We start from the raw sequence: 12592 nt of genomic DNA, 5'->3' as shown, positions 1-12592 counted from the left end.
AACTTACATTATGAAAACACGTTTTTATGCAACGTATGTTAGCGCACTAGCGTTTCTCTTACTTACCTCATGTGCGTCGCTCCGTACGGCGGCTTTTGATCAATATTCGTATCAAAAAGGCACAGAAATTAAAGTAGATGCTCAACGTATTATGGACAAAGCAACCATGTCGTATGCATCGCAATCGGAAGCCATTGAAAACTTTCAATCAGAACTTGACAAAATGGTAGAATACGAAAAAAACAAACCCGACAATCAAATCAGTTATGCGATGTGGAAAATGATGGCAAATCCTGAAAAAAACTTCATTGCAGGATTTTTAAAACGCTGGAAAGACCAAGGAACACTTTCAAGCTTCTTCATTACAGAAGCCAAAGGGCAAGTAGTAGAAGCGTTGGACATGATTTTACAATACGAAGGAAAAAAAGATCCAGCTGCCGAGAAGCGACTCAAAGCGATGCTAGGAATTCAATAACGACTTAACAACACACGAAATGGACTTCAAAGAATTATTAAAAGAACTCAAAGGAAACCTATTAAGCTTAATGGGTTCTAAATTTGACGAATTAAAAGACGAATCAAAAAAAGATGTGCAAGCTTTTCTAAACGCATCCAAAGAAAAACTCGAACGCTGGACTACCTTACTCGCCGAAGGAAACATCACTGTGAGTGATTACAAATGGTTGGTAGAAAGTCAAAAAGATTTAGTTGTACTGAAAGGATTATACGCAGCAGGCGTTTCCAAAATCAAACTCGGACATTTGAAAAACAGCATTCTCGATACAGTAATCGAAACAGCAATTGGTTTTGTAAAGCCAAATAAGGACGATGATAATGAAGCTACGGTTTAGGTTTTGGGTGTTAGGTGTTGGGTTTTAGGTTTTAGGAATTAGTTTTATCTTAGCTCTTAGCTCTTAGCTCTTAGCTCTTGACTCTTGACTCCTGACTCTTGAATCCTGACTCCTGATTCTAGAATCTTGACTCTAATTCATAGCTGTCTAAAGCTACCAATTTGTCAAATCGAGCGTAGTCGAGATTCTATTGAACAGAAACGTATCTGATTACAACAAACATACTACACTGATAATCAGTTTTATCAGAAAAAACGCAAAGGTTGAATACACTTGAAAAATAGGTATTCAACCTTTAGTAATTATAAATTCTTCTTTGTACTTTTGCCGCCGAATACAACAACAACACAACAACATCATCACACTAATGGCAAACACCAAATACATATTTGTTACAGGCGGTGTGACGTCTTCTTTGGGAAAAGGAATCATTGCGGCTTCACTCGCAAAACTACTCCAAGCAAGAGGTTACCGAACTACGATTCAAAAACTGGATCCGTATATCAATGTCGATCCTGGAACGCTCAATCCGTACGAACATGGCGAATGTTATGTAACGGACGACGGCGCAGAAACAGATTTGGATTTAGGACACTACGAACGTTTCCTAAATGTGCCAACCTCGCAAGCAAATAATGTCACTACAGGTCGCATCTACCAAAGTGTAATTGAAAAAGAACGTAGAGGTGAATTTTTAGGAAAAACAGTTCAAGTCATTCCACACATCACCAACGAAATCAAAGAACGCATTCAGATTCTAGGAAATTCGGGCGATTATGACATCGTCATCACGGAAATCGGCGGAACAGTCGGAGATATAGAATCATTGCCATACATTGAATCGGTTCGTCAATTACTGTGGGAATTGGGAGAAGGCAACGGAATGGTCATTCACTTAACCTTAGTGCCGTACTTATCTGCCGCAGGCGAATTAAAGACAAAACCAACACAGCATTCTGTAAAAACCTTGATGGAAAGCGGAATCAAAGCGGATGTATTGGTTTGCAGAACGGAACATGAACTTTCGGAAGAATTGCGTCACAAATTGGCATTATTCTGTAACGTGAAGCGTGAAGCGGTTATTCAATCCATTGATGCCGAAACGATTTACGATGTACCAAACTTGATGTTGCAAGAAGGATTGGACAAAGTAGTATTGAACAAGCTCAACCTTGTGGACGAAGAATTGCCCGATTTAACACGTTGGAATAAATTCTTAACCAAACTTAAAAATCCGAAAAGTGAAGTCACGATTGGATTGGTTGGTAAATATGTGGAATTGCAAGATTCGTACAAATCTATTCTAGAAGCTTTTATTCACGCTGGAGCGGAAAACGAAATTAAAGTCAATGTGGAGTCCATTCACTCCGAGCATATTGCCGAAAAAACCATTGTAGAAAAGTTTAAAAACTTAGACGGTATTTTGGTAGCACCAGGCTTTGGTGATCGTGGCATTGAAGGAAAAATCAGAGCGGTACAATACGCACGCGAACACAACGTACCATTTCTGGGAATTTGCTTAGGAATGCAAATGGCAGTCATCGAGTTTTCACGAAATGTCTTAGGCCTAAACAGTGCCAATTCTACAGAAATGAATCCAAATACGGCAAGTCCTGTCATCAGTTTGATGGAAGAACAAAAAAATGTTCAAAACAAAGGTGGAACGATGCGTTTAGGCGCGTGGGAATGCGAACTGAAAGAAGGAAGCAAGGTGCATGACATTTACGAAAAATCAATGATTTTAGAACGTCATCGCCATCGCTATGAATTTAACAACGATTATAAAGAACGTATAGAAAACGCTGGTTTAGTTGCTACGGGACTCAACCCAAAAACAGGCTTGGTAGAAATTGTAGAATTGCCATCGCATCCTTGGTTTGTAGGTGTACAATACCATCCTGAATACAAAAGTACGGTTGCCAATCCGCATCCGTTATTTGTAGCGTTTGTAAAAGCGGCGTTTGATTATTCAGAAAAAAAACAAAATGTCAGTATGGCATAAAAATGAAAAACGGATGCTTTTTTGAGTAACATACCTTCAAAAAAGCAGTCTATTACAAATAGATTGGAATCTTGCAAAAGATTCATATAAATTACATACTTAATGGAAGAAAACAAGTTTGATTACAAACAACTAATAGGAATTGCTATAATAGCGTTGATTGGAGTTTTTTGGTTAAATACCATGAAACCTACACCTGAAGAAGAAGAAGCTGCGAAAAAAGCTGCCGCAGAAAAAAACAAAACTACACAAGTTGCAGATAGTACGGCAACAAAAACAAATACGGTTCTCGAAACTACAACCTTAGATTTGACCGATTCCACACAAGTGGCAAAATACAAAAACGCTACGGGCGCATTTGGTTTCAATGCTGGAAAAGTAGACATGAACGGCACCACAACCATTGAAAACCAATTGCTATCCTTAAAAATAAGCAACAAAGGTGGACAAATTATAGAAGCACGCGTCAAAGGGCAATTGGTAAAAGGTGAGTTTAAAGAGCTAAAAACCTACGATTCACTTCCAGTATATTTAATCAAAGATGGAAATGCTTCGTTCGGATTAAACTTGACCACGGCAGACAATCGTGTTATCAACACCAAAGAATTACCGTTTGAGCCAACCTATTCTGAAAATGGAGATACCAAAACGCTTTCCATGAAGCTCAAAATAGCGCCAAATAAATTTTTGGAGTACGTGTACGAGTTGAAAGATGATTATATGATGGATTTCACCGTGCGTTCGCAAGGATTAAATGGTGCAATCAATGCAAGTCAACCAATCAACATGGAGTGGAAGTTAAAAAGTTTCCGCCATGCGAAAAGTGTTACCTATGAAAATCGTTATACCGATGTGCATTACGAATATGAAGACGGAAAAGATAGCTATTTGGGGCAAATGGAAGATGAAGAAAATCCAAAAGGTGTTACGTGGATTGGTTACAAACAACACTTCTTTTCATCTATTTTACTGACAGACACACCTTTTAGAAGAGCCAATTTGACTTCTGAAAACATTGTAGATAGTGAAATGCCTGAAAAGGATGTTGAATTCTTAAAAAACTTTAGTTCTACCATTCCTTTAGAATTAAATGGAGGCGAGTTAAACTACGCAATGAACATGTATCACGGTCCAACGGACTATGAAACCTTGTCAGCATACGATAGAAACTTAGATGAAATTGTACCATTAGGTTGGGGAATTTTTGGTTGGATTAACCGTTACTTCTTAATTCCGTTATTTGGATTGCTAAGTATGTTCTTACCTGCGGGAATCGCGATTATTGTGATGACGATTATGGTTCGATTGTTACTATCGCCAATCACGTACAAATCGTACTTATCGCAAGCGAAGATGAAAGTAATTCGTCCAGAAATCAACGAAATCAACCAAAAGTACAAGGACGATGCTATGAAGAAGCAGCAAGAAACGATGAAGTTATACAGCAAAGCAGGCGTAAGTCCAATGGCAGGTTGTATTCCAGCGTTGTTACAAATTCCGGTGTTCTATGCCTTATTCATGTTCTTCCCATCGGCGTTTGAATTGCGTCAAAAAAGTTTCTTGTGGGCAGACGATTTATCATCGTACGATACCATCTATAAATTTCCAGAAGGCTTTAGCATTCCGCTATACGGAGATCACGTAAGTTTATTCCCGATTTTAGCATCCATTGCTATTTTCTTCTACATGAGAATGACCACAGGTCAGCAAATGAGTTCGATGCAGCAACCGCAAGAAGGCATGCCAGACATGAGTAAAATGATGAAATACATGATGTATTTCTCTCCATTACTAATGTTATTATTCTTCAACAACTACGCGAGTGGATTGAGTTTATACTATTTCATTTCCAACTTAATTACGATTGGAATCATGTTAGTGATCAAGAAATACATCATTGATGAAGACAAAATTCACGCACAAATAGAAGAAAACAAAAAGAAGCCGAAAAAGCAGAATCGTTTCCAAAAGAAAATGCAGGAAATGATGGAGCAAGCCGAAGCGCAGAAAAAGGCAAACGCGAAAAAGAAATAATTCTTTAGACTGCTTCGCTCATAGAGGTTAGACCGCGCGTTGCACTTTTAGACTTTTTCTGGCTAAAGCAAAAATTAAGAAAAATATTTTTAATCATACAAAAAGCTTCTCAGATTGAGGAGCTTTTTCTTTGGTGCATTTTTCTTATGAAGATTTCAAAAAAAAGCACCGCAGGAAACAAGCAAAACCTCCTTAGGAAATGACCAAAAGTAGCGGAGGAACTGAGTAAAAGCAAAGCAGAAAACAGATGAAAGCACCGCAGGAAAAAATAAAACTAGCGGAGAAAATTGAAATCTACCGAAATTGAGCAAATCTCGATACAAATTCACTCGGTTTAATGTTTAGAAAATATCGAAAAAACGTGAATTAAACAATCGGAAAACCCAAACCTTCACTTCAATTTCTATAGCAAAAACAAGAAATTTTTATAAAAAAAAACTATGATTCGTCATGCTTCCTCGCAAAGACGTTTCAAAGGAATTATAATAAACCCAACACCCAACAAAGTAGTGAAGCAATTTCTACATCAAAATCATAAAAAATTCTTCAAAACTCGTATAGTGTCAAAATAATGATTATATTGTATCATAATTACTTTAAAACTAGCAGATATGAAAAAAAATAAGAAAATAAAAGTTTTAAAAGTTCACGAAAAAGAAACACTTTTAGGTGGATTTAAAGGTGACTTAAACTTAAACCATAAAGTAGCTGATTGTGACGATCCAACGTGTAGCTGTTGCGATCATAAGGTTCCAATCTCTCCTACAAGAGCATAATATTCTTACCATTAGAATGTATAAATAGTAGTCAATTTTTATTGTAGAATTGAACTGAAAAATGTTTGTATGGAATACGTTCAGTATTTTGTACAAACATTTTTTATGCGCTCAATTTTCTCTGTAATGTTCTATAAAATCAGTTGTTGCAATACTTTCTGAATTTCTGGGATTTCAGCATGTCCCGTAGATGGAATTTCCACAATCACGCTTTCTATACCTTTATCAATATACGTTTGAATATAGTTGGCAACTTCGTCATAACTGCCTACCAAATACGGAACATCGGTGTAGCCATTGATAAACGGTTGTAAATTATATACAAAATCGCTCGAAGAATTTTTATAACGTTCGTAAATGTTTTGCTTCCAAACCGATTGCGATTGCTTTATAGATATTTGTTGCAAAATACTTCGTTTTCTATCGGCTTTACTAAAAGACTGCAACACTTCCGTTGCTTCCGAAGTAGTTTTTCTTGCAATAATGCCAAAATGATAACTGATTTTTTGAGTGTTGTTTAAAGAAAGCTTAGACAACGGTTCGCCCATTTTTAATTGTGTGAGTTGCTTTTTTTGAATCAATCGTTGGGCGAATTCAGAACTTCCTGCAATGTGTAGTATCGGTTGTAATGCTGTGGGCAACGAACCTTTAAAAACGATTTGGTCTAAAGTGTAAAAATCTCCTTTAAAAGAATAGGTTTCGTTTTCATTAGCGGTCAACAACTCTTGCACAATCGTGATGAATTCTTCCAAACGTTGATACTTTGCTGCTTTTGACAAATGATCAGCAATCTTTGCCGAATCTACCGCAGAACCGCCCGTGATAAAGTTGAGGTACATCGGTCGTTGATACAGCGTGGAAAGATTGTACAAGTTTCGCACCACATACAACGGATGCACAAAGCATGGATTGATAGCAATAAAAGGAAGTTTGGTCGATTTTGACAACATTTCTTGTGCAAAAAACCACGGATTGATAGGTCCTTCAATCGATTCGGGCAACAAGGTTCCTGCAAAATTAGAAGCATTGGTTTGTTCAATAAAATCGGTCAAATAGCTTGCAAACGACACCTTTTCTTCAAAAATAGCATCGCGCGAAATGCCCAAAAGATTAAAAATTAGTACACTCATGTTATTGTCTCCTTATTTTTCCTGTGTGGGTTCGTTCCATCGTTTCTACTTCTTTAATCACATCAGGAATCGCATACGATGGAAGTTTGTTGGTAAGATAGATTTTCAAGCGCATTTTATCAAAGTTCGGCAACGGAATTACTTCCGCTACCAACGCATCATTCTTTATAAAAACGTTCACTTCGGTTACCATTTCGGAAGAAATAAGCGCGTTTTCCACAAAATTGGGTGATACTTTATAGCCTTTTACTTTCAAAAAAGAGGCTTTCCGACCTTCAATAAACAATCGGTTGTGGTTGATACGCCCAATATCGCCAGTATAAATTGATGCTTGACTGTCTTGAGAATGCACTACAATCTCCTCGTCAATCATTACAGAATAACACGGTAATATTTGATAGGAATTACTGTTTTCAGTAGGTGTTGTAAACGTATTCAACGCAATCACCGAAGGAATTTCAGAAATTCCGTAGCGTACAGAAAACGAAGCGTTTGGATATATTTTATGAAGCGATTGCAAAAGCACATCGTGTACAAAGTCGCCTCCAAAACCGATGTGTTGCAAACTTGAAAAATGTATCTTTTTTTGCAATACCAACAACTGTTTATAAAAATACGGAACACCTTCTATGGCGGTAATTTGTGATTGTATTTCTTTTTTGGCTAACAATCGAAACAAGCCTGCAAACGACGCTTCACTTGGGAGAAAAATGGTACTATTTCCCATCGTATATTCTAGAAAAGCACTAAATCCGTAGGAATGTGTCAAAAATGGAGAAATTAATACCTGTTGCTGTTGGCAATACGGCATCAAATTTTCTTTATAAATACACGCCAAACTCGTTTCTAGTTGTGCAAAGGTATTCCAAATTAGTTTCGGTGTTCCTGTCGTGCCGCTAGACATAAAACCAACCTTAGGAATGTGTTCGTTTGTTGTTTTTTCAGACTGTACTTTGATACGATAAGAAGTCAAATGGGCAACGCTCAACTCCTCAGTATGATTTTCGTTGGAAGTAATCACCAAATCGCACGAAGCCTTTGAAAGCAATGTTTTCTCTAATGTCGGAGTTGTTTGAAACGGCAACAACACAAACGACTGCTCCTGCTGAATACATGCCCAAATACAAAACGCCAACAATGCTTGATCTTGTATTTTTAGAGCAATAATTTCCTTCGAATCTTTTAAAAACGCGTGTTGAAAAGCAGTCGCAAACACTGATAATTCTGAGTATGTATACGCGGCTTTTTCTGTTTGTATGTAGACAGTGTTTGGATTTCTATTCTGTAAAAGCGTTTCAAGTTGCACGAATGGTTTTCTTTTGATTTAAAAGTAGGGAAAAGGATTGGTTTCACAAACTCAAATTCAGTTTGAGCAGCATGGTTTTACGGAAACCCACATTGCGTATGTATGAGTTTTGTTTTACATTTATGGAAAATAATAGGAAGTTGTACTAAAAAGTTCCTGTTATGCATACGTTAGGTTTAATTTTAAAAAACAATAACAAATAAGATTAGTTAATTGATTCTATTTTTTTATTTTTGCTAATAGAGTTATTAAATTGATCTAAATGAAAAACCTGCATTCTTTTTCTAAAGAACAAATCATAAGTAAAATAAAATTTGAAAATCCTTGGTGGGAAAAATTAGAAATTGATGATTATTATTCATCAATGAAGAAACGTTTATACTTTGATTTATTCTCTCCACTTGTTTATGAAAAAAGTGTTAAAAGAGCTGTGGTTTTAATGGGGCCTAGACGAGTAGGTAAAACGGTAATGCTTTTTCATTTAGTGCAGGATTTAATTAATAATAGAGTCCCTCCAAAAAGAATATGTTACCTTTCTATTGAAAACCCAATTTATAATGGTCTATCTTTAGAAGAATTACTTCATCGTTTTTTAGAAGTAACTAACCAAAACCCTTCCGAAGAACATTATATAATATTTGATGAAATACAATATTTAAAAGATTGGGAAATTCATTTAAAAACTCTTGTTGACTCGTATCACAAAATTAAGTTTATTGTTTCTGGATCCGCTGCCGCTGCTCTAAAGCTAAAAAGTAATGAATCAGGCGCTGGGAGATTTACAGATTTTATGCTTCCTCCTCTTACATTCCACGAATATATTGACTTAAAAGGTTTGTCTCACTTAGTCTCATTAAAAGAAAAAGAATGGAAAGGACTAATAGGAAATTACTTCCACACAGATAATATTGAAGAGTTCAATAGTCATTTTATTGATTATATTAACTATGGAGGTTATCCAGAGGTTTCACTTTCAAAAGAAATTCAATCTAATCCAGGAAGGTATATTAGAAATGATATTGTTGATAAAGTTTTATTGAGAGATTTACCTAGTTTATATGGTATAAAAGATGTTCAAGAATTAAATTCATTATTTACGACAATTGCCTACAATTCTGGAAATGAATTTACATATGAACAATTATCAATCAGTTCTGGAGTGGCTAAAAACACTATTAAGAGATATATTGAATATTTAGAAGCAGCTTTTTTAATACGTGTTATAAATAAAATTGACCAAAACTCAAAAAAATTTAAAAGAGCAACGTCCTTTAAAATATATCTTACAAATCCATCATTAAGAAGTGCTTTATTCGCTCCAATAGATAAGGCAGATGATTTTATAGGGAATATGGTAGAAACGGCTATTTTTTCTCAGTGGGGTCATAATACAGGATTTACACCATATTATGCTCGTTGGAAAAACGGAGAAGTTGATATAGTAAGTTTATCAGCTGAAAAACAAAAACCTTTGTGGGCTGTTGAAATAAAATGGAGTAATAGGTATGTAAAGAGTCTTAGTAAATTATCAAATTTGAAATCATTTTGTAAAAAAAATAAGCTTGACAGAACATTAGTTACTACATTGGACATTGAAGAAATAAAAGACGATGATGGTTTAACTTATGATTTTACTCCTTCTAGTCTTTATTGTTATACCGTTGGAAGAAATGCAATTGAAAAAAAACTAAACCTAACAATGGCTATAACGCATTAAAACGTGTCATAGCCGGAACGTTAGCTAATATTTGATGACAAACTTCAAAATACTAATATTAATTCTTGCAATTGGACTTAGTTCTTGTGCAGACAGAAAAGATAAAGCGGAATTAAAAGAAGTTGAATCCGAAAAGAAAGTTGAAAACGAAAAATATGACCGATTTTGGATTACTAATGAACACCCAGATGATATTCAAGAAAAGGTAGAAGTTTATGTTTCGAAAGAAAAAGACACAATGTTCAATCAGATAAAAACTTTGATTGACGGACAAATTGACTCAACCAAAAGCCGATTCTACGAATTAAATCTTGTTAAATCTGAAAAACCAGATACCTACAGCGGAATTTTCAAATACTATTCTGATTATGACTCGAATCCAAAGAATGTAAATAAAGAGAAAACTTTGAACCTTTCAATCTTTCAAAAATCAAGAGACAGTTCTTATTACCAAACGTTCGAATCAAGAGAAAGTAACGAAATTGAATTTGAACTTGTGAATTACGAAAGTGACCAATTAGTCGGAATAATGTCGGAATTAAGATTTATTCAATTTTTTGATGAAAACGGAAAGGATATGTTAAATGTTATAACAACTGAATTAGCAGTTGACAACAAATCAAAAACCCACAACATCGGAATTGAAATTTATGAATTAAATAAAAAACGTTAGTTAACACCGGCTATAAGTTCATTGCTTCTGACTTTCCTCTCGAAAAGTCCTCGCAAATTTGCTATCTTCGGTTTACGGCGGAAAATCCGCGAGGATTTTTACGCAACGAAACCATAGCTAAAACCGTTGGCAACAATACCGAAAAATGAATAGCTTAATTAAAATTCTGATACTATTATTACTGATTTCTTGTCAAAAGGCTGAATTGGACGAAAAGAGAATTATCGGAATCGGGAAACAACTCACTCATACGGAATTTTCGCAATCTGAATTTGAAGTTTCGGACATTGTAAAAATCGGAAATGGAATGAAAAAGAAAATCATTGAATTAAAGAAAAACGCAACTGCATTTGAATATGGAATTAATAATGGTGACTTTGAAGAACCATTCGGTAATAGAAAAGCGGATGGAATTTTGACAATCACAACTGATTACAAAGACATTGGAATCAGACTAAAATATGACAAAAAATTGGACAAGTTTCATATACTTGGTTGGATGACTTTAGCAAATGATTAAAAAAGTATAGTTGCAACAATGTATAATCGCAATTACGGCGGATTCGACTACGTCTGAATCCACTCAGAATTTAAAAAACAGTAATTTTAAACCCGTAACTGAGGGTTATACGAACTGTTGTGTGTAATCAAAAATCATAATGAGTGGTTATTATAAGAAATACAAAAGAGTAATTTTAGAAAATCTTGAGAAGGAGGAACTCAATTTAACACTGACTTTACTTGAAGCTGATTTGACTGAAAGGTTGGAATCATTTACTAATCGGGATAAATATTGGCAACAAGTGGACATAATAATAACAAGTTTAAAAAATATTGGACACGATTTATGGAGTCACGATTATGATGGAGACAGTCATTTATGGGGTTGGGATTATATGAGAATGGAAACAGCTGGTTTTTTACAAATACAATTCAACTTTAATGGAACTGTAAAAGTATTTTGGAGAGAAGATAATCAACAAAGTGAAATAGTATATGAAGATGAGTAAACTACAGACAACAATGTGTATAATCCATTGCTAGTTATAGCCTACTTACGGAAGTCCTCACGGACTTTCTATCTGTAATTTATTTGCTACTTTAGTGATTAAACACGCCATTAATCATACACAAAACCATTGTAGTGGATTTGAGAAATGAAGAATAAACAATTAAATTTCGATAAACTTTTTAAGATGTTAAGTTTAACTAAACTTCAACTTGAACTTGTTTCTGAATGTATTTCTTTGAAAAATACTGAACTTACTTTTAATTGCTTAGATAGTAATCGAAAAGTCGACAAAGAACAAATTTACAACACATATAAAATGAGATATGGAATGGAGAAAAGCTTAAGACCTGACAATCATTTTGTAATTGGATATAAAGACTTGTTACCAAACATAGAAGAATCTAAATTGGAATTTATTAATGTTTCATCTATAATTACAGAAAAAGGTGGATTTCTTGTTTTTTCTGACTATGATTACTCAGAATTTGTCGGAATTTTAAAATCAAAACGAAATTTAAGTGAAATCAAAGAAAAACAAAAAGGATTTGAATATTGGTACAAATCAACAATATTTGAGAATGGAATAATGAAATAATTGGAAAAAATGGAAATTAAATATTGCTGGAGATGTAAAATGGATGTTCCTATGCTTGATAAAGAAGAATACACTATTACATCTAAACTTTACTCAAAGGGATTTAAAGTTTTGAAGAAGGACAGGCAAGAACAATTTAAAGAATTATTAGATTATTATAGTGACTTGACAGGATTTAGAGAAACGGAACCTAATGCTATAATGCATCATTCACTTGGGCAAATTGGACCTGATTGTGAAAATTGTGGAAAGCCATATAGAACTCCAAAAGCTGAATTATGTGTAGCTTGTGGGAATAAAAGAATGTTATCTGAATAAAAACGCACTACAACACGGTGTATAAAACATTGCTAATAATTACTAAACCGAAAGGTTATTGAATATTTAGAAAGTTCGCCAAATTTTTAATTTGGCTTTTAAAAAGAGAAAAATTTAAAACAAAGTATAAAAATTCGGCTCTGTGTTAAACCGAAAAGTTAGCGCCTTTTCACCCTAT

General features: G+C 34.7%; 13 protein-coding genes. 11 read left to right on the top strand and 2 right to left on the bottom strand.

Annotation, left to right across the window (positions count from 1 at the left end; all coding sequences use genetic code 11):
- Positions 1-10 precede the first annotated feature (10 nt).
- The 5 genes from C8N46_RS18065 (at position 11) to C8N46_RS20660 (ending at position 5663) form a co-directional block, all read left to right on the top strand.
- Positions 11-475, top strand: a complete 465-nt coding sequence (locus C8N46_RS18065; RefSeq protein ID WP_108116515.1) for a hypothetical protein — start codon at positions 11-13, stop codon at positions 473-475.
- Between the two features lie 19 nt (positions 476-494).
- Positions 495-851: a hypothetical protein gene (locus C8N46_RS18060; protein ID WP_108116514.1), complete on the top strand. Its 357-nt coding sequence runs from the start codon at positions 495-497 to the stop codon at positions 849-851.
- A 367-nt stretch (positions 852-1218) separates the two neighbouring features.
- Positions 1219-2853: a CTP synthase gene (locus C8N46_RS18055; protein ID WP_108116513.1), complete on the top strand. Its 1635-nt coding sequence runs from the start codon at positions 1219-1221 to the stop codon at positions 2851-2853.
- A 102-nt stretch (positions 2854-2955) separates the two neighbouring features.
- Complete coding sequence (gene yidC, locus C8N46_RS18050) at positions 2956-4887, top strand: membrane protein insertase YidC (protein ID WP_108116512.1); 1932 nt, start codon at positions 2956-2958, stop codon at positions 4885-4887.
- A 611-nt stretch (positions 4888-5498) separates the two neighbouring features.
- Positions 5499-5663: a hypothetical protein gene (locus C8N46_RS20660; protein WP_158269198.1), complete on the top strand. Its 165-nt coding sequence runs from the start codon at positions 5499-5501 to the stop codon at positions 5661-5663.
- Between the two features lie 131 nt (positions 5664-5794).
- Here the strand turns inward: C8N46_RS20660 and C8N46_RS18045 are convergent, their stop codons facing one another.
- Both C8N46_RS18045 and C8N46_RS18040 read right to left on the bottom strand, forming a co-directional pair.
- Entirely contained in the window at positions 5795-6793 is a 999-nt protein-coding gene (locus tag C8N46_RS18045) for an LLM class flavin-dependent oxidoreductase (RefSeq protein ID WP_108116511.1), read from the bottom strand.
- A gap of 1 nt (position 6794) precedes the next feature.
- The gene (locus C8N46_RS18040; protein WP_108116510.1) at positions 6795-8099 is read right to left on the bottom strand and encodes an AMP-binding protein; all 1305 of its coding nucleotides are present in this window, start codon (positions 8097-8099) and stop codon (positions 6795-6797) included.
- 262 nt (positions 8100-8361) lie between these two features.
- Here C8N46_RS18040 and C8N46_RS18035 point away from each other — a divergent pair, with 262 nt between their 5' ends.
- From C8N46_RS18035 to C8N46_RS18010, 6 genes are all read left to right on the top strand, one after another.
- Complete coding sequence (locus C8N46_RS18035; protein ID WP_108116509.1) at positions 8362-9816, top strand: ATP-binding protein; 1455 nt, start codon at positions 8362-8364, stop codon at positions 9814-9816.
- Positions 9817-9850: 34 nt separating this feature from the next.
- Positions 9851-10489 (top strand): hypothetical protein, encoded by a 639-nt coding sequence (locus tag C8N46_RS18030; protein WP_108116508.1) that lies wholly within the window; start codon positions 9851-9853, stop codon positions 10487-10489.
- Positions 10490-10634: 145 nt separating this feature from the next.
- Positions 10635-11009, top strand: a complete 375-nt coding sequence (locus tag C8N46_RS18025; RefSeq protein ID WP_146169875.1) for a hypothetical protein — start codon at positions 10635-10637, stop codon at positions 11007-11009.
- A 139-nt stretch (positions 11010-11148) separates the two neighbouring features.
- Positions 11149-11499: a hypothetical protein gene (locus tag C8N46_RS18020; RefSeq protein ID WP_108116506.1), complete on the top strand. Its 351-nt coding sequence runs from the start codon at positions 11149-11151 to the stop codon at positions 11497-11499.
- A gap of 186 nt (positions 11500-11685) precedes the next feature.
- A complete protein-coding gene (locus tag C8N46_RS18015) occupies positions 11686-12096 on the top strand; it encodes a hypothetical protein (RefSeq protein WP_108116505.1) in 411 nt (136 codons plus the stop codon).
- 51 nt (positions 12097-12147) lie between these two features.
- Positions 12148-12414 carry a hypothetical protein gene (locus C8N46_RS18010; protein ID WP_245896953.1) on the top strand — a complete coding sequence of 89 codons (267 nt, stop codon included), beginning with the start codon at positions 12148-12150 and terminating at the stop codon, positions 12412-12414.
- The last annotated feature ends 178 nt before the right edge of the window (positions 12415-12592 follow it).

Source organism: Kordia periserrulae, from assembly GCF_003054265.1.
Classification (GTDB): domain Bacteria; phylum Bacteroidota; class Bacteroidia; order Flavobacteriales; family Flavobacteriaceae; genus Kordia; species Kordia periserrulae.
This window is presented reverse-complemented; position numbering and strand designations above follow the sequence as displayed.

What these genes read in the sequence shown, in the direction of transcription:
- C8N46_RS18065 (WP_108116515.1), top strand. Translation starts at nt 11, where the DNA reads ATGAAAACACGTTTTTATGCAACGTATGTTAGCGCACTAGCGTTTCTC.
- C8N46_RS18045 (WP_108116511.1), bottom strand. Translation starts at nt 6,793, where the DNA reads ATGAGTGTACTAATTTTTAATCTTTTGGGCATTTCGCGCGATGCTATT.
- C8N46_RS18055 (WP_108116513.1), top strand. Translation starts at nt 1,219, where the DNA reads ATGGCAAACACCAAATACATATTTGTTACAGGCGGTGTGACGTCTTCT.
- C8N46_RS18020 (WP_108116506.1), top strand. Translation starts at nt 11,149, where the DNA reads ATGAGTGGTTATTATAAGAAATACAAAAGAGTAATTTTAGAAAATCTT.
- C8N46_RS18060 (WP_108116514.1), top strand. Translation starts at nt 495, where the DNA reads ATGGACTTCAAAGAATTATTAAAAGAACTCAAAGGAAACCTATTAAGC.
- C8N46_RS18025 (WP_146169875.1), top strand. Translation starts at nt 10,635, where the DNA reads ATGAATAGCTTAATTAAAATTCTGATACTATTATTACTGATTTCTTGT.
- C8N46_RS18015 (WP_108116505.1), top strand. Translation starts at nt 11,686, where the DNA reads ATGTTAAGTTTAACTAAACTTCAACTTGAACTTGTTTCTGAATGTATT.
- C8N46_RS18030 (WP_108116508.1), top strand. Translation starts at nt 9,851, where the DNA reads ATGACAAACTTCAAAATACTAATATTAATTCTTGCAATTGGACTTAGT.
- C8N46_RS18035 (WP_108116509.1), top strand. Translation starts at nt 8,362, where the DNA reads ATGAAAAACCTGCATTCTTTTTCTAAAGAACAAATCATAAGTAAAATA.
- C8N46_RS20660 (WP_158269198.1), top strand. Translation starts at nt 5,499, where the DNA reads ATGAAAAAAAATAAGAAAATAAAAGTTTTAAAAGTTCACGAAAAAGAA.
- C8N46_RS18010 (WP_245896953.1), top strand. Translation starts at nt 12,148, where the DNA reads ATGCTTGATAAAGAAGAATACACTATTACATCTAAACTTTACTCAAAG.
- yidC (WP_108116512.1), top strand. Translation starts at nt 2,956, where the DNA reads ATGGAAGAAAACAAGTTTGATTACAAACAACTAATAGGAATTGCTATA.